Below are 17,260 nucleotides of genomic sequence, written 5' to 3'. Positions count from 1 at the left end.
CCGGCATTGTGGACAACCAATAGGCAGCCGACTTTAAAGTCCGGGCATGTCTCTTCTCAACTACTGCATATCATAGACTATCTGCATCAGCTGCTTGCCTATGCGGTCAGCCTCGTCCATGGAAGAAGCCTCGCTATAGACCCGGATGATAGGCTCCGTATTGCTTTTACGCAGATGCACCCATTTATCAGGAAAGTCTAATTTAACTCCGTCAATATCGGTTACCTGCACATCCGGCTCCGCCCCATACTTCTGCTTGACCCGTTCAAGGATGGCATCCACATCGGTGGAAGGTGTCAGGTCGATTCGATTCTTAGCAATAAAATACTCAGGAAATGTTTTGCGAAGCTCTGAAGCTTTCAATCCTTTCTGCGCCATACTGCTCAAGAACAGTCCGATACCCACAAGGGCATCGCGTCCATAGTGGCTCTCAGGATAGATTACCCCGCCATTGCCTTCGCCGCCAATAACCGCAGCCACTTCTTTCATCTTGGTCGTAACATTCACCTCGCCCACAGCGGAGGCATAATACTTGCATCCATGCCTCTCGGTTACATCGCGCAGAGCCCGGGTGGAACTCAGATTGCTCACCGTGGCACCCTTCACATGATCGAGAACATAGTCTGCAACTGTTACGAGCGTATACTCCTCGCCATACATCCTGCCGTCTTCCTGAATGAAGGCAAGGCGGTCTACATCGGGGTCTACGACGATGCCGAGGTCGTATCCGCCCTTTGCCATCTCGTCCATGATACCGCCAAGATTCTTCTCCAACGGCTCCGGATTATGTGCGAAGTCGCCCGTGGGCTCCCCGTTGAGGAAAGTATACTCCACCCCCAGCGCATCCAACAGCCCCGGAAGGATAATACCCCCTACCGAGTTAATGGTATCTACCGCCACACGGAAATGCGCCTTCCGGATGGTTTCAACATCCACAAGGTCGAGTGCCAATACGGATTGTATGTGTTTCTGGTCAAACGAGCCATCTTCCTGATAATGACCCAGATGGTCGACATCGGCATAATGGAAGTCTTCCTGCTCTGCAATGGAGAGCACCTCGTTGCCCTCGTCCTTCGTAAGGAACTCCCCCTCACAGTTAAGCAGCTTCAGGGCATTCCACTGGCGGGGATTATGGCTGGCAGTAATGATGATACCTCCTTCAGCTCCCGTCCTGCGAACGGCAAGTTCCGTGGTAGGAGTCGTGGCAAGGCCGATGTTTATGACATCATACCCCATGCCCATCAAGGTGCCGCAAACCACATTCTCGACCATCTCGCCTGATATACGGGCATCCCGACCCACTACGATCTTATTACTGTCCGACTTGCCATTGCGGCGGATAAATGCAGCATAAGCTGAAGTAAACTTTACGATATCCAGCGGATTAAGCGTATCGCCCGCAGTTCCGCCAATCGTTCCCCGGATTCCGGAAATAGACTTTATCAGTGTCATAATATAATCAAGATAAAATGTTTGTGCCTCTATCAGCGTCCGCGCTCATAGGTAATGTCGTAAAGGCAGGGATAGGTATTCACCGTGGCATGATACTGCCCCTGGGAAGCAGGAACGATGAGACGCACCTTGGCAATCTCCTCCTCGGCTGTTGTCTGGCGTCCTACCTTGATATAGGCAAAAGGAGTCAGCCACCCCGAAGGAACCGATGTGCTGCCATAGGCATTGAACATCAGGCTGTTGTCGCCACCGGTGAAGGCAGCCGTAAAGGTTCCGCTCGTATTCCTTACCGACATTTTCTCAGGAAAGGAAGCGTTGGAAACCCCATAATCGTTGTTAAGCTGTACGGAATCCGTCATCAGGTTGCGCTCACGGAAGCGGCAGAGCACATTCACGGTCTCACCGTCCTTGATCTTTTCACCACATCCCCCACGCATGATTTGCATATACACACCACTACTTGCAATGAGCACGAACTCGTTTTTCCTTACATCCGTAGTGTAATTCTGCTTCTCGAACTGAGCCTCGGATATCACCGTAACGGCAGAATCGTTAAGATACTTGCTGATGGCCGTACGCTCCTTTTCCAGTCGCTCTGCATAAGTCTCCGTATCGCTGCATGATGCCACCACGATAACAGACATCAAGACAAGGAATATATAGCAAATTCTCTTCATCACCTTTATTATTTTATACAATCGGTTGCAAATGTACTAAAAAGATTACACACACGGAAAGCTTTTTAGTTTTTTAACCACCCTGGATCATGCCTTCAGCCTGTCCGCGTAATAGCGGAACGCTTCGCGGGCCACATTCTCGGCCTCTTCTATCGTGCAGCTCAGACTGCCGCCACTCGCATTCAGGTGGCCGCCGCCGTTGAAGAACTTCTGCGCCACCTCGTTACACGGAAAATCGTCCACCGAACGCAGGCTCACCCACACCTGATTATCCACGCGGTCGTCCTCGCGAAGGGATATCGACAACTTCAATCCCTTGATTCGCAACGGCTCATTGACCAGTCCTTCGGCATCGCCCTTGATGAAATGATAGTCGCGCATATCCTCGCGGGTGATGGTGAAGTAAGCCGCATGAAGGTCGTTGAAGTAATTCAGCTTCTGCGACATGATGTATCCCCGGAGCCGGATGGCCCAAACGCTGTAGTTGTTATAGACATTCCGGTAGATTTTATCCTTGTCGAAGCCCTTTGTCAGCAGTTTTCCGATGATGTCGAAGATTTCCGGACGCGAGCTGTTGAAGGTGAAGCCCCCCGTATCGGTCATCATTCCGCAATAGATCTGTACGGCATTTTTCTTCGACATGGCGTCGAAACCGCCCATCTGCCAGATGATGCGGAACACCAGTTCGGAGGAACTGCATGCGTCCGGATACGAGGCGAGCAGGTCGAGCCCTTCCATATCAGGGTTCAGATGATGGTCTATCATCACCTTGTGAGCCGGGCATGCCGTCAGCACGGGAGCCATGGACTCCACGCGCGAAGCCTCGTTATAATCGATGCAGAATACCAGTTGCGCCTTCTTGAATGCCTCTTCCACCACATCCGGACGCTTGTCGTACCGCACGATGCGCTCCGTATTCGGCAGCCATTGCAGGAAATCGGGATAGGCATCAGGCATGATGACCACCGGCATCTTGCCCCGCTGCGAGCGAAGGTATTCTGCCCAGGCCAGGCAGGATCCTATCGCGTCGCCGTCAGGAGTCTTGTGGCCCGTGATGACAATGTGCTCGGATTCCTCTATCAGTTGGTTCAGAGTAGCCAGTTCGCCCTCTGAGAGAATACTTAAGTCCACAAGCCCTTAGAATAATTTGTTCGGATAAACACCCTCGTCGACAAGTTTCTGGATTCTTTCCACCGTGCCGGGACGGTCGGCAGCATAGGTTACGCCAAACCACTTGCTGGCCGTGTCGAGCACCTTCACGGTGGCCGTACCCTCATTGACGAGCTTGTTTACCATCAAGGGGATAAAGAACTCCGCCTTCAGGTTGGCCATGTTCTTCGAGTCTGAGAGGAATTCCCTGAAGTAGGCCTCGCTGTATGCGAAGTAGTCGGGCGTGAATCCCCATACATTCATCGACACGGGCGTATGTTCTTCCACGCTTACCCATTCGCCGTTCTCATCCTTATACTGGATGTCGGCACCGTGCCGCTCTATCTCGGTGCGCTCCACCACGGTCGTCAGGTGTCCCTCCGCATCCTTCGAGCAGATGCCGCGAGCCACCGTGCCGTTATCTGAAAGGGTGTTGCCTACGCGGAATCCCACCATGGCATAGCGGTTCCGGCTGTTCTCCGGCAGGTCGGCGAGGAACTTTCCGATTACCTTGAAGCAGTCTCGGTTATAGAAGTCGTCGCAGTTGATGACGCAGAAAGGTTCCTTGATGACATCCTTTGCCATCAGCACAGCATGGTTGGTGCCCCAGGGCTTTACGCGCCCCTCCGGAACCCGAAAGCCCCCCGGCAGGTCGTCAATAGACTGGAAGACAAGCTCTGCGGGGATGTGCCCCTCATACTTGGAGAGCACCTTGTCGCGAAACTCCTGCTCGAAATCCTTGCGGATGACGAAGACTATCTTGCCGAACCCTGACTGGATGGCGTCGTAGATACTATAGTCCATGATGGTCTCGCCGTTGGGACCCAGACCGTCGAGCTGCTTCAAGCCGCCGTAACGGCTGCCCATGCCAGCAGCAAGCAATAGCAATGTTGGTTTCATATGTTCTGTTCTTTTAAGTTTTCCTAAGTTGCAAAGATACGAAAATAAATCAAAAAGCGATGGCCGGAGTCTCATTTTTTCAGGTCAAAAGCATTTTTACTGCACCGTGGAGACGGCCTCCGCTTTTTTCACCTTCCTCCTCCCCTCTTCCGTTCGACGGCTAAAAGCCTGACAAAATCGGCGAGTTTGTCCGACAAAATCGCCGAAATCACACGACAAAATCGCCGATTTTATCCCCCTTGCCGCTGCCTCTCGTTCGCCGGACTACAGACTGCTGCCAAGGGAAAGGCGTCAGAAAGGATAGCCCACGGCCAGATGCAGGCTCTGCCCATCACGAAAACTTGGAATATTATAGAAGCCTCCCTTACCCGTATCATAAGGCACATGCAGGCCTATTCCCCAGTCGAGGCGAACCACGAACATGCCCACATCATAGCGTAGGCCCACTCCCGTGCCCAAGGCCATCTGCCGGAGGAAGCTCTTAGCCTCGAACTTCGCACCCTGGCGGGTGTCGTCGCTATGCATCGACCATACATTGCCGGCATCGAGGAACAAGGCTCCATAGAGGCTTCCGAAGAGGTGCGGACGGTATTCAAGGTTGGCCTGGAACTTCAGATCGCCGATCTGCTCGATATAGGAGAGCTTAGAATTAGAGGGGAAATACTTTCCCGGCCCTACGGAGCGCACATTGAAGGCACGCACGCTGTTGGCACCGCCGATATAGAACTGCTCATAATAGGGGGGCTGTGCGGCGTTGCCATAACTGAAAATCGCACCGGCGGCGAGATGTCCCACCAGCGAGGAACGCTCCGAGAAGCGCCATTCTTTCGTGAAATCGGTCTCCACCTTGAAGAACTGGGCAAAGGGATTCTTGAACATCGTCTTGTCCTTGGCGCTCCATTTCTCGCCAAACAGCGCATAGCTTGCCGCCAACACATTGCCCGCCTCACTGACCGTGCTCGACCAGGTGATGGGATTGCGGCTGGTGGCAGCCGTGGAATAGGTGTAGGTATAGCTCATCTTGGGCACGAACTGGTCGCGCATCGAGACGCTCAGATATGGGTTCTGCTCCAGCAGCTGCAGGAATTCGGCCGTCCGCGAATGCATATACTGATAAGAGAGGGTAAGCGGACTGAAGGAATGGTGCGACCGTGCCGAGGTCCAGTAGTCGTAGGTAAGCTCGCCGGAGATGACATGTCGCTTGAAATAACTTGCCCTGTTCAGAATCTGCATGGAGGCTTTCAAGGTTGTTGTCGGTGTCTGGTAGAACTCATGGCGCGGTCTGCGAGCCCTTTGCCGGCGGCTAAGATTTCTCTGCCAGCTGCGAAACAGGCTCTGCGGAGTTACCAGCCGGGGGAATAGCAGCGACACGCTGCCGCCATACTCATAAGAATTAATGCCCGACGACGAACCTTCCGCATGGTGTCCCGTCGTCCATTCATACGATCCGTTCAGCTTGATGTCGAGCTTCTCGCCGCCGCGCAGGGCATTGCGCTTGGTCAGGCCGAGCACCAGCTCAGGCCCCAGCCTGCCCGTGGTCTTACCTTTGGCATTGGCTTCGATATAGAAATCGTAGGGCTTGTCAAGCACCAAGTCAAGCCTCATGTCGAGCGTATCGCAGGTCAAGGACGAGTCGCGGGGAACAAACTGCAGGGAGGTGTAGCTGTAAAGGCCGGTATTGAGCAGATTGGCATTGGTCGCCTGCTCGTTGGCATAGCTGTAGAGGCGGCCCGGCCGGAGCTTGACATCGTGCAGCAAGGCACCCATGCGGAGAGGGGGGCGGCGACCGTTGAAGTGCACGCTGATGCGGCGGCGCCGAATGGAATCCCCCAGCTGCTCCATAAACGACCTGCGATAATTCACCTTCAGCGTGCCGATATACCATTTCCTCGTAACCCGCGGCTCCAGACTGTCTGCCATCTGGAGGCGGACCTGAACCTTTCCCGGCACATTCACCGTGTCTGCAAGATAGGAGGCATCGCCCGGCTTATAATAGTAATAGCCGTTGTCGCGAAACAGCATGCCCACGCGTTGGCGTTCGGCCTCCAGCTTGGGAACGCTGAAGGGGTCGCCCCGACGGATGAGCCTTTCCGGCTCATGGGAGCGCATGAGGCTGTCGGTACTCGGCGGAAAATTCACATATTGGATGGAGTCCAGCGTCCATAAGTGCCCCATGTTCACCGTGTAAGCCACCTTGGCTTTCTTCGGATTGTCCTGCGTTATGATGCTGTGGGCGATCTTCCCGTTGAAGTATCCGAATTTCTTCAACTGCGACTCGGCCACCAAGGCACGCAGTTCCGGATTCACCCGGCTCATCAGCTTGGGCTGCGACCCGAACGCCCTGACCATCCACTTGCCAAACTTAGACTCGCTCTTGGAAAAGGCGTTCCACACCCAAAGGCGGAACTGGAACGGACTGCGATAATAGCTGCTGCCGAAGAGGGCGCCGTTGGGCGCGGAAGCCAGCGCATATTCCATCTCCTCCTGGGTGGCAACAGCGTGCTCGCTCTTCTCATAATTGGTGTATTCTATCTTCTTCAGTCCCGTGAAGAGTTGCTCTCCCTCGGGAATGCCGCTGGTAGACGAACAGGCTGACAACAGCAGCGAAAGCATCAGCAGCAGGCCTATGCTATATTTGTTTCTTCTCATTTTCCTTTCACTTTAGTGGTATCGGGAGCTGTAGGAACCCGGTTTTCCTCCTCCGTCTTCAACCGGAAGATGTCCCTGAAATGGCGTAACTTGCGCTGCCACTTGAATCCCACGCCATATTCTCCCAACATGCCTTCGAGCCAGTCATACTTGTTGTTGTTATAGAAGAGGCGCAGATACTTGCTCGACTTCTGGTCCAGGCGATACTCCAGTTCAACATTGTCAAAGAAGGAGTCGTTCGTCTGCCCGTATTCAAGCTCGGCACCGGTCGACACCTTGCCGCCCACAATGATGCGCAGGCGGTTGTTCCAGAGCCTCTTGGCAAAGCTGAAGTTGTAATCGGTGTGAATACCGCCGTTCGAAGTGGTGGCATTGTCGATGCTCATTCCCAAGTCAAGGCCGAGCGAACGCATGGCATTACCGGCCACATTATTGATTTCCGACTGCAAGAACGAGCTCAAGGCACTGTTCATGGAGAAGCCCCGGGTATTGCCGTCGGCAAGATACATTCCCGATGCGAGCATGGTGATGGCCACCTTCGAGCGGCCTTCCGCCGTCATGGTGTTCAGCTCATCCTGTATGCTTACATCACTGGGAGCATCGATGATAAACTGCAATCCCAACTTGTCGAGCGTCTGCGAGAGCTTCACGCCACAGTCAAAGTCCACCAGACGCCCCGTCCCCGTACCCTCGTTTACGGCAGCTTTCTCCCGCTCCGTAGCCGTGATATGCAACTGCGGATTCATCGGATCGCCCTGAAATTCCACATAGCTGCCATTCTGAATCGTAAAGGTTTTCAGCGGAATGATGGGCAGGGAATATTTCATCGTACCGCTCGTAAGCGTGTATCGGCCCGTCAGACGCAGGTCGTCGACCGTATTATAGGTCAGGCGCAAATTGCCTCCGCCCTGCTGATCGATATAGTTGGTATGGTCGGCATTCAGCATACAGGCGATATGGGCTCCCTCGTCCACCGTGACGGAGAGGGCCATGTCGAAGCCTGTCAGCGGCGGCCGGTTCACCACGGCCACCTTCGTCGTATCCCTGAAATCCGTAAACTTCACGAGTTCCTCAAGCTGGGTGTCCCTTGCGAGTTCCGTATCACGCAGCACATAGGTCATGTCCGTATTGCCCAACACATCGAGCCTGCCCCGCATCCTGAGGCTCTCGAGTGGTCCGCGCATGATCGCGAAGAAATCGACGAAGGCCTTTCCATAGGCCTCGGAGCGAGGATTCTCCCGGGCGTCTATCAGCTGGAAGTTCCGGGCTTGCATGCGGATGTCGAGCATCATGCGGTCGAGATTGGTGAAGTCGAAGCTTCCCGAAATGTTGAGAGGCTGCTCATTGTTGGCATACAGCTCAAAATTCTCGAAGAGGAGCTTGCTTCCTACGATGCGGACAGGGTCATTTGCGAAGCGCATTTCCATTCCGTAAGGCTCACTATACAGGTAACAGGAATCGAGATAGACCTCTCCATTCACCTGGGGAGCTTTCAAAGATCCTTTCACATCCAGCGTCCCGTCGCCATAACCGCGGAGGCCCAGGATGCGGTCGGGCACAAACCCGTTCACAAACTGCATGGGCAAGTGCTCCAAATCAAGCTCCGCGTCAAGATAGCCGCCGTTCTCCGACCGGTAGGTACCCGTCAGACTGGCTACCTCTTTGCCGTCATGGGTCAGGATTCCATCCACATAATGCGAGCCGTCATGCCTCGGCATGTAGACGAATTCCGCCCCCAGATTACCCATCGGACATTGTTCATAGACCAGATTGGCAATGTCCATGTCAGACGATACCGACAGTTCATCCTTCGTCATGACCAGATGATAGTCGCCATTCATCACGCCTGAGAGGTCCGGGGCATAGGGAATGATAGAGAGCACCTTCTCCAAATCAAATTTATTGAGCGATATGGTTACATCCTGCAACGCCTCGGCATTCTCGTCATTGGTATAGATCTGCACGCCCATGCCGTCGGCCGCCTTGAGCTTCAGGTCGGCCGAAACGCGACGGTCGTCGCCCAGGAAGACATAGTTGCTATCGTTTACGGCGAATGTCTTATATCCCAGGACCGGATTGTCGCCATACATGTGGAAACGGATGCCATTCCGCTCCATCTCTCCCTGTACTCCGAGGGCAAGCCCGAGCTTGTCGTTGGCATCATAAATGCGGGCTTGCATCCGGGTACCATTTTGGATGACGGCTCCGTCGACAAAGGCATTGAAGCTATAGTCGGGATGCTGCTTTCCGTTCTTCACCTGTGCATGATAGGCCATTCCAAGCGCGTCTGACACCAGCGAGAGGCGCACCGTGTCGAGCCGGATGCCGTCAACAATGAGCGAATCGGCCGAAACTTTCCCGTTCAATCCCGTCTGCGGGGAAGAATCGAGGTCGACGAACAGGCTGGCAAGGTCGTATCCCTGCCTGCGCATCAGCCCACAGAAGAAGTTGTCGCGACCCGTGGTCAGATATATCCTTGCCTCAGGGAGCCGCTCCCGTATGCGCACCTGGTCGATAATCTTACCCTTCAACTGCTTCTGCAACTCGCCCGCAAGCTTGTCTGTCTGTCGCAGGAGGTGCTCATATCCGCCTCTTGCATCGGCTCGCAGATGAAAATCGCCGCAGTCGACAGCAGCATGCGTGGTATCACGGGTGGTCAGGATGTCGAGCACGACATCATCCGGGCGATAATAGGTGCCGTTCTCCAGGATGGCGATATCGCTCACCGAGCCCTGCACCTTGTAGTAGTGCTTAAAATCGGAATTGATGTCTATATGCCCGCAGAGCGACGCGACGACAGAGTCGCGGGTAAGCCCCAGACGGAAGAGGTCGGCCTTGGAGAGATCGCATGACAGCGTTCCCCGCATCGCCTTGCTGCTTGTGAGCCCGTCGAAGGTGATGAGTCCTTTCAGCAGACTGTTCTTGCTGTCCACATCGGCATGGATTCTCCCGCCGCTGACGGTGGCTACGGCATTCATCTGATCAAGGCTGTAGCCCTGATAACGGAACTTCTGGATTCGGGTCTTTGCCTTGATGCGCGTCCGCGGCGACAGAATATCCGTGCCCACGCCATCGGCTTCCACATAGCCCGTGAAGGCCGACAGTCCCTTGCCGGGCAGGAAATGCTGGAGCGGGAGACTGACGGCATTCAACCTGGCGGTATAGGCCATGCGGGCGGCATCCAGCCGGGCCATGCCCTTCAGGCTTCCGCCTCCCTCGGTGGCCGTGAAGTTTCCGGCATATTCCTGTCCGTCGACATTGAAGTGTCCCTTCACGCCGATGCCATGAGGAATGCGTACCTGCCGCTTTAATTCGGGCGAAAGGGCATCTACGAGGAAGCCTATGTTATATGTCTGTGCGTCGATGTCAAGGTCGGCCTTCAGTCGTTCAGGGGCATCCAGATTCCCGATGAATCCATCGGAAGTGATTCTGAAAGCTGTCGGAAGCTCCATATGAAGGTCGGAAACGCGCATCTTCCTCATGTTTCCGCTTACCGTTCCGTCTACTTGCAACGGATAATAAGGCCACCTGCGCATCAGTTTCTTAGCCGAAGAGCCTAAGAACACCGCCATATCCTGTTTGCCGACGCGGCCATGGACGCTGGCCCGGAGGGTGCCCGGAGCCTTGTCGGAGAAAGCGTCGAGAGCCATATCGTATCGCACGGAAAGGGTGCTGACCGGTGTCCGGAGCTTCAGGTCGGGCAGCGAGATACTCGTGGAATCCAGCGCGAACCGCCCTTCGAGGCGATCGATTTTCAAGCCGCTCTTCTCCCGGAACGAGCATTCGCGGATATTGATGTCAAGCCTGGAGTCGCAATAGCTGAACGAGTCGGCCTTCAGGGTGAGGGCGTTCAGGGCCAGATGGCTGTAGTCGATGCCTTCTACAGGCTTGCTGAAGTTGTTGTCGTAGTCGAGCCGGCCGTTCCTCCAGTCAATCTTTCCGACCCGGTACAGCCCCTTGTGCAGGTCGAGGAAGCCGTCGCGGGCCGTGGTATTGCCCATGTAGGCATGCACGGAGAGGGTGTCTCCCGGCATATGGAGGGTGAAATCGGTCTGGTGGAAATGAACGGAATCGAGCTGAATCTTCCAGAAATTGGTGCTCGGAGTGGTATCCTCGGGCACGGTATCGCTCAGTTCCACGCTGATTCGGGCATTCTTGAAGCTGGCTTCGTCGAGCTTTACGAACGACTCGCCGAGGTCAATGCCGTGCGATTTCAGGGAGAGCCGGCCCACGGCTGCCCGTATGCGGGTAGTATGGATGAGGCCGGCGGTGTTCACCTTCATGTCCTCAAAGGTAAGCTCGTCTATCTCCACCTGACCTTTCAGCAAGGGGAGCAGGCGGACATCGGCAACCACATGGCGGACATCGGCAATCGTATCCTTCGCTCCGGAGGAGGAATCGCGGGGCTGGAGAACCTTTACGCCGTCGACGCCGAGATTGAGCGGGAAGTCGAGACTCACATGCCCGACGCTGATTTCCATGCCCGTCTGCGCCGAGGCATAGGCCGCCACCTGCCTCACCGCCCAGTTCTGGAAAGGCGGAAAGTAAAAGAGACCAACCAATATGAGTATCAGCAGGATAGGAATCGCAAGGATAATGCCCACCCGCCTGGCAATTCTGTTCATAAGCTCAACGGCGAGTGCCACTTGTTTTCATAGTGGCTCTCTGGTTTATGCAAAGTAAATCATTTTTTTCGAAATAATGAACTTTTTGACTGCTTTTTTGTAAATACAGCCTAAAATAAGGGTTGGAATCGGCAGAAAAGCAACCTGTAAAATAGGTTAAAACCACGACTTCCACCAAGAAGGACACTTCAAAATGCGGCGAAGAGTTTTCTCCGGAGCCCTACCGGAGGTAAAAACGACCCGAAATCTGTGCTTTTAATAAACATCTGATAACCATAAAGTTAGCAAAGATCGTTACTAATAATCTTCCAAAAACATTCTCCGGAAGAGGCAGAATGCCGCCTTTTACACGGCAGATGGCGGCCTTTTACTCGCCTGTTTGCCGCTTCCAGCAAAGTAAAAGGCCGTTAAAAGCCTCGCCGTTTGCCACTTCCGAGGGGCTTAACACTCCCAAAACGAGGAAAAACAAGCTCCCGGAAACTAAAAAACCGGCGGTTTCCCATTGTAGAAGAAGCCGTCGGAATGACTTAATTTTTGTATAGTTTTCTAAAATTTTGCTAACCGTCAACAATGGCCGTGCCTAATGCCTGCCAGAGAGTATCGTCCGGCAAGGGAGCCTCGAGGCTGATTTTCTCCTTGGAAACGGGGTGCACGAACTCTATCGTGCGCGCCAAGAGCGAGATGCTCCCGTCGGGGTTTGAGCGCCGGGCACCATACTTCAGGTCGCCTTTTATCGGACAGCCTATGGCCGCCAACTGACAGCGAATCTGATGGTGGCGCCCCGTAAGCAACTGCACTTCCAGCAGATGGTAACGGTCGGTGTGGGCTATCTCACGATATTCGAGGACTGCCCGCTTGGAGCGGGGCACCTCGTGGTCGTAGGCATAGCTCTTGTTCTGCTTCTCGTTTCTCACCAGCCAGTGCTCGAGCCGTCCTGTCGGTTCGGCGGGGGCGTCCTTCACGATGGCCCAGTAGGTCTTGCGTACCTCGCCCTCACGAAACATGTCGTTCAGGCGGGAAAGGGCTTTCGAGGTGCGCGCGAAGACCACCAGCCCGAACACCGGGCGGTCCAGACGGTGCACCACGCCGAGAAACACGCTCCCGGGCTTGGCATACCGCTCCTTGATATAGGCCTTCACGACATCAGCGAGAGGGCGGTCGCCGGTCTTGTCGCCCTGCACGATCTCCCCACTCTGCTTGTTGACAACGATGATATGATTGTCTTCGTAAACGACTTCCATCGTTTTTTGCTCATCAATAATCCTTATATCTTTGTCCCGCCGGCTTACATGTTCATGCCGCCGTCTACCTGGATAACCTGTCCGGACACATAGCTCGAGAGGTCGGAAGCCAGGAAAGTGGCCACATTGGCAATGTCCTCCACCTGACCGCCACGGCGAAGAGGAATCTTGCTGATCCACTCCTTGCGGATATCGTCGGACAAAGCCTGCGTCATCGCGGTATCAATGAAGCCCGGAGCAATGGCATTCGCACGGATGCCCTTCGGCCCCATCTCCTGTCCGATGCTCTTGGCGAGGGCTATCAGACCGGCCTTGGAAGCTGCATAGTTGGCCTGACCGGCATTGCCGTGAACGCCTACCACGCTGGCCATGTTGATAATCGAGCCGCCGCGCTGGCGCATCATCACCGGCACGCAGGCATGAATGAAGTTGAAGGCGCTCTTCAGGTTGACCGCAATCACTGCGTCCCACTGCTGCTCGGTCATGCGAAGCATCAGGCCGTCCTTCGTGATTCCGGCGTTGTTCACCAAGATATCGATGGAGCCGAAATCCTCCTTTACGGCCTTCACCACCTCCTCGGTCTGCGCGAAGTCAGCCGCATTGCTGGCATAGCCCTTGCACTTCACGCCGACGGCGGCAATCTCACGCTCCGTAGCCAGACCGCCATGCTCCTCGTCGATGAAGAGGTCGGTGAAGGCGATGTTGGCACCTTCGGCTGCAAACTTCAAGGCAATAGCCTTGCCAATACCACGAGCGGCACCTGTAATCAGGGCCGTCTTACCTGCTAATAATCCCATAATTTCTGAATATTAAAGATTTATAATTAATTTTCATCCTGACTTTCATTTTAGCCGGAATGGCTATTTTATCAAGCTTTTTCCAAGTGCGCCGTAGACGACCTTGGCCACCTGGGGCTTGCTCGACTCCACATCAAGTCCATGGCCGAGACGGCCATAGATAAACGGAACCTCAAGCCCCTTGATGCAATAGTGCGTAATGTCGGCAACGAGCTCAATGTTCTCGATATCAAACTCGCCTGCCTCCTTGCCCTCGGCATACACCTTGCGGAAGATCTCAAGCTCGTCTTCGTCAAAGTTTTTCCTCACCTTCTCCACCATCCATATATTCCGGAAGAACTCGGCGCGGAGATTTCCGTTCCTCACCACTGTCTCACGGATCATGCTCAGATGGGTATAGATGAGCTCGATGATCTTGTCCTGGGGGCGCATCTTCTTTGCCGCGACCTCGTCAAGCCGGTCGGACAAGCGCTCCAGCTCGGATTCTATCACGGCATAGTAAATGTCTTCCTTACGATTGAAATAGGTATAAAGGGTGCGGCGACCCTTTCCAGAAGCCACGGCAATGTCGTTCATGGTGGTATTTGCCACTCCGTTTTTTGCAAACAACTGTCTGGCGACATCCACCAGAGTCTGTCTCGTCTTAGATATTGACATGCTCTTTATCCTCCTGCTTTAAGGACTGCACACACTTGCAATCATGTGCAAATGTATCATTTTTATTCGAACTACGCAAGGGATGGCACCTTTTTCACATTTATTCACAAAATAGGGGCGCATAAACTTGCACATCTCGGAAAATAGTCTTACCTTTGCATCTGTAAACAAAGAAATATCGCGGAGTGGAGCAGTTGGTAGCTCGCCAGGCTCATAACCTGGAGGTCGCATGTTCGAGTCCTGCCTCCGCAACAAAGAAAGCGTAAGATTCGAGGGAATCTTACGCTTTTTCCATCTTAGAACTGCTCCAATATGGCGATTCGCTTCTCGGTATCGGGATGAGTGCTGAACAGCGAGTTCATGAACTCGAGTATGCCCGAGGCCATCTCATCGGGCTGGATGATGAAGAGCTGAGCCACATCCGCCCGCTTCACATTGTCCAGTCCCGGATCCTTGGAAATCTTCTTCAGTGCCGAGGCGAGTGCCAGCGGATCTCCGCACAGCTCTGCCCCACCTGCATCGGCCATATACTCGCGCTTGCGGGATATGGCAAACCGGGTTATCAGCGTGAAAAAATAGGCGATTGCACTGCATATCAGCCCTACGAAAAGTATCACGACTATAGACAGCCCGCTATCCTTCCCGTTACTACTGCGGCTTCTGCCACCGCCATAATAGAATGAATTATAAAGCATGCGCACCACCAGACTCATGACCGTAGAGATGATTCCCACGAAGATGATGCTCGTAATGAGCAAGCGGGTATCATGGTTGCGGATGTGCGTGAGCTCATGGCCTATCACACCGGACAGCTCTCTGTCGTCCAGTTTGGCCATGAGCCCCGTGGTAACCGTTACCGTGTAAGAATTCTTGTTAATGCCGCTGGCATAGGCATTAAGCTGCGAGTCGTCCACGATGTTTATCTTCGGCATGTCCATCCCGCAGGTCATGCAGAGGTTTTCCACGATGTTATAGATGCGGGGATTCTCCTTCCGGGTTATGGAGTAGGCACCGGTTGCCTGCTGAATCATCCTGGTGTTCATGAGATAAGCTATCAGGAACCAGACCGCCACTCCCCCGACGACCCACGGAAGGGATGTCAGGAAATAATAGTTCACGGTCTCTATATCCAACTGATGCACCACATTCCCATACTCATCGTAGTTGCCATTCCCGAAAAAATTCAAAAGAGCAAGGAATACCCATACCATTCCCAGTATGATAACGGGAAACATAAGGAGCAGCAATATGCTCATCATATTGTTGCGCCTTATCTGGGTCAGCATTCCGACATACCTCATCCGATCAGAACTTTACCTCCGGTGCCTTGTCGTATTCTGCCCGCTGCTCCTCGGGAACTTCTATCATCGGTTCCCGCTTAAACCCGAACATATTGGCAAAAATGTTTGAAGGGAAGGTCTGAACGGCATTATTGAGCTCTCTGGTCGCAGAATTGAAGAAACGACGAACGGCAGCAAGCTTGTTCTCGATATCCGACAACTCGGTCTGCAACTGCAGAAAATTCTGGTTGGCCTTAAGCTCTGGGTAGGCTTCCACCGATACCTTCAGACCTTGCAGCGCACTCGTCAGGGCATTCTCTGCCTCGATCTTGTCATCGATGGTGTTCGCGCCCATAGCAGCCGTACGCGCGGCAGTTACCTTCTCGAAAACTTCTTTCTCATGAGTGGCATAGCCCTTAACGGTTTCCACCAACTGGGGAATCAAGTCGTGGCGCTGCTTCAACTGGACATCAATGTTCGCAAACGCGTTCTCACGATTGTTTCTCAACCTGACAAGATTGTTATAAATCCCTATTGCCCAAAGGACTGCCAATACGGCAACTACTAAAAGAACAATTCCTACAATCATAATATTTACAGTTTTAATTATATATTTGATGACAAAGATACAAGAAAAGTTGGCAAGGATATTACTTTTTTAGAAAAATTAAGAAAACAAAAGAGGGCTGGTCTGCAAATACAAACCAGCCCTCCTGTTATTTTAGTGAATAAGCTCCATCACCTTGTCAAAATAGCGTTGTGTATGTTTAATACTGTAATTCACCCCGCCATTCCATGACCTGATTGCCTTCTCTATGTTATTCCGAGGATTATATTTAGACTGAACAAGTAAAAACATCTCCTTGGATTTCCTGATACTCAGGCGATCCGACAGCCTATAGCGCTTCTTATTACCACGGCCCTTAAGAATAGAGTTACATTCTGCAACCATTATCGGAGTTATCTGCATAGCTCCTACCTGATTCCCGTTCTTAGCGGATTGGTTACCGCCACTCTCCACCTGAATGATAGCATCCATCACCGGATTCCAGTCAAAGTCATCAGAATGACCCTCACTACCTGCTGCCAAAGCAGACAGCGAAGAAATTGACACAAAAAAAAGACTTAATACTAATACCTTAAATATCCTCATAAGCGTTTTTTTATGGAACTCGAACTTCAGCAATTACCGAGGTTCACGACAAGGGATATAGAGAATTATCGTCCGCATTGTCTCAGTCCCGTTAATACTTGGCTACTTTTCTGTAAAAAGAAATAGTCAACCATTATCTTCTGCAAAGATACTAAATATCAATGAATTATACAAGGAAAAGTTGTTATTATATCTATCCAAATTGTAAAAAATATAAAAACAGGGCATACACAGTTATATGATTACTATATATAAGCAAACCTCCACTCCCGTCCCCGCCCGCCGGGCACGACGCAAAGGAGAGCAGGAGAATAAAGGAATAAGAGAATAAAGGAATAAGAGAATAAAGGAATAAGAGAATAAGAGAATAAAGGAATAAAAGAATAAAGGAATAGGAGGATAAAGGAAGGACGAAAAAGGAGCCCCCGTTCCTCACCGGCGGGGGAACGGGGACTCCTGGTATGGAAAGGGGGCGGCGGCCTACTCTCCCGCATCGTACTGCAGTACCATCGGCGCTGGCGGGCTTAGCTTCTCTGTTCGGAATGGGAAGAGGCGGGACCCCGCCGCCACGGCCGCCCGGATGGGGCGACACGTCGGGCACGGGCAAGGGACGAAGAACACGGGAAGGGCCCCGGAGGGGGCCGGAGGGACGGACGCGCGCGGAAAGGTTCGGGCAATTA

At 53.1% G+C, this 17,260-nt stretch carries 12 protein-coding genes, 1 tRNA gene and 1 rRNA gene; 1 reads left to right on the top strand and 13 read right to left on the bottom strand.

The window, feature by feature from the left end:
* Window positions 1-60: 60 nt before the first annotated feature.
* The 9 genes from glmM to BM114_RS06415 all read right to left on the bottom strand — a co-directional run bounded on the left by glmM (window position 61) and on the right by BM114_RS06415 (window position 14,147).
* A complete protein-coding gene (gene glmM / locus BM114_RS06455; protein WP_092111616.1) occupies window positions 61-1,452 on the bottom strand; it encodes a phosphoglucosamine mutase in 1,392 nt (463 codons plus the stop codon).
* Between the two features lie 32 nt (window positions 1,453-1,484).
* Entirely contained in the window at window positions 1,485-2,129 is a 645-nt protein-coding gene (locus tag BM114_RS06450; protein ID WP_092111614.1) for a DUF4827 domain-containing protein, read from the bottom strand.
* A gap of 87 nt (window positions 2,130-2,216) precedes the next feature.
* Window positions 2,217-3,260: a DHH family phosphoesterase gene (locus BM114_RS06445; protein WP_092111612.1), complete on the bottom strand. Its 1,044-nt coding sequence runs from the start codon at window positions 3,258-3,260 to the stop codon at window positions 2,217-2,219.
* 6 nt (window positions 3,261-3,266) lie between these two features.
* Window positions 3,267-4,178, bottom strand: a complete 912-nt coding sequence (locus tag BM114_RS06440) for a glycosyltransferase family protein (protein WP_092111609.1) — start codon at window positions 4,176-4,178, stop codon at window positions 3,267-3,269.
* A gap of 291 nt (window positions 4,179-4,469) precedes the next feature.
* The gene (locus BM114_RS06435) at window positions 4,470-6,827 is read right to left on the bottom strand and encodes a translocation and assembly module lipoprotein TamL (RefSeq protein ID WP_092111607.1); all 2,358 of its coding nucleotides are present in this window, start codon (window positions 6,825-6,827) and stop codon (window positions 4,470-4,472) included.
* A complete protein-coding gene (locus BM114_RS06430) occupies window positions 6,824-11,452 on the bottom strand; it encodes a translocation/assembly module TamB domain-containing protein (RefSeq protein WP_092111824.1) in 4,629 nt (1,542 codons plus the stop codon). The genes BM114_RS06435 and BM114_RS06430 overlap by 4 nt, the downstream gene beginning before the upstream one ends.
* 557 nt (window positions 11,453-12,009) lie before the next feature.
* Window positions 12,010-12,693, bottom strand: a complete 684-nt coding sequence (locus BM114_RS06425) for an RluA family pseudouridine synthase (protein ID WP_092111605.1) — start codon at window positions 12,691-12,693, stop codon at window positions 12,010-12,012.
* A gap of 44 nt (window positions 12,694-12,737) precedes the next feature.
* Window positions 12,738-13,490 carry a 3-oxoacyl-[acyl-carrier-protein] reductase gene (gene fabG / locus BM114_RS06420; RefSeq protein ID WP_092111603.1) on the bottom strand — a complete coding sequence of 251 codons (753 nt, stop codon included), beginning with the start codon at window positions 13,488-13,490 and terminating at the stop codon, window positions 12,738-12,740.
* 63 nt (window positions 13,491-13,553) lie between these two features.
* Entirely contained in the window at window positions 13,554-14,147 is a 594-nt protein-coding gene (locus BM114_RS06415; RefSeq protein WP_092111601.1) for a TetR/AcrR family transcriptional regulator, read from the bottom strand.
* Between the two features lie 179 nt (window positions 14,148-14,326).
* On the opposite strand from BM114_RS06415, the gene BM114_RS06410 reads away from it, so the two are divergent.
* Window positions 14,327-14,399, top strand: a tRNA-Met gene (locus BM114_RS06410).
* A 44-nt stretch (window positions 14,400-14,443) separates the two neighbouring features.
* Here the strand turns inward: BM114_RS06410 and BM114_RS06405 are convergent.
* The 4 genes from BM114_RS06405 to rrf all read right to left on the bottom strand — a co-directional run bounded on the left by BM114_RS06405 (window position 14,444) and on the right by rrf (window position 17,160).
* Window positions 14,444-15,448 carry a M48 family metallopeptidase gene (locus BM114_RS06405; RefSeq protein WP_092111599.1) on the bottom strand — a complete coding sequence of 335 codons (1,005 nt, stop codon included), beginning with the start codon at window positions 15,446-15,448 and terminating at the stop codon, window positions 14,444-14,446.
* A gap of 4 nt (window positions 15,449-15,452) precedes the next feature.
* Entirely contained in the window at window positions 15,453-16,013 is a 561-nt protein-coding gene (locus tag BM114_RS06400) for a LemA family protein (protein ID WP_092111822.1), read from the bottom strand.
* Window positions 16,014-16,148: 135 nt separating this feature from the next.
* The gene (locus BM114_RS06395) at window positions 16,149-16,541 is read right to left on the bottom strand and encodes a transglycosylase SLT domain-containing protein (protein WP_369808405.1); all 393 of its coding nucleotides are present in this window, start codon (window positions 16,539-16,541) and stop codon (window positions 16,149-16,151) included.
* Window positions 16,542-17,047: 506 nt separating this feature from the next.
* Window positions 17,048-17,160: ribosomal RNA gene (gene rrf, locus BM114_RS06385) — 5S ribosomal RNA — on the bottom strand.
* Window positions 17,161-17,260 lie beyond the last annotated feature (100 nt).

It is taken from the genome of Prevotella sp. KH2C16 (assembly GCF_900113305.1).
Taxonomy (GTDB): Bacteria; Bacteroidota; Bacteroidia; order Bacteroidales; family Bacteroidaceae; genus Prevotella.
Note: the sequence above shows the minus strand (reverse complement) of the source record. Positions and strands in the feature narration are given on the sequence as shown.

Bases quoted from the DNA above. Each gene is read 5' to 3' on its own strand.
- BM114_RS06440 (WP_092111609.1), bottom strand. From the start codon at position 4,178: ATGAAACCAACATTGCTATTGCTTGCTGCTGGCATGGGCAGCCGTTAC.
- BM114_RS06430 (WP_092111824.1), bottom strand. From the start codon at position 11,452: ATGAACAGAATTGCCAGGCGGGTGGGCATTATCCTTGCGATTCCTATC.
- BM114_RS06435 (WP_092111607.1), bottom strand. From the start codon at position 6,827: ATGAGAAGAAACAAATATAGCATAGGCCTGCTGCTGATGCTTTCGCTG.
- BM114_RS06405 (WP_092111599.1), bottom strand. From the start codon at position 15,448: ATGAGGTATGTCGGAATGCTGACCCAGATAAGGCGCAACAATATGATG.
- glmM (WP_092111616.1), bottom strand. From the start codon at position 1,452: ATGACACTGATAAAGTCTATTTCCGGAATCCGGGGAACGATTGGCGGA.
- BM114_RS06425 (WP_092111605.1), bottom strand. From the start codon at position 12,693: ATGGAAGTCGTTTACGAAGACAATCATATCATCGTTGTCAACAAGCAG.
- fabG (WP_092111603.1), bottom strand. From the start codon at position 13,490: ATGGGATTATTAGCAGGTAAGACGGCCCTGATTACAGGTGCCGCTCGT.
- BM114_RS06450 (WP_092111614.1), bottom strand. From the start codon at position 2,129: ATGAAGAGAATTTGCTATATATTCCTTGTCTTGATGTCTGTTATCGTG.
- BM114_RS06415 (WP_092111601.1), bottom strand. From the start codon at position 14,147: ATGTCAATATCTAAGACGAGACAGACTCTGGTGGATGTCGCCAGACAG.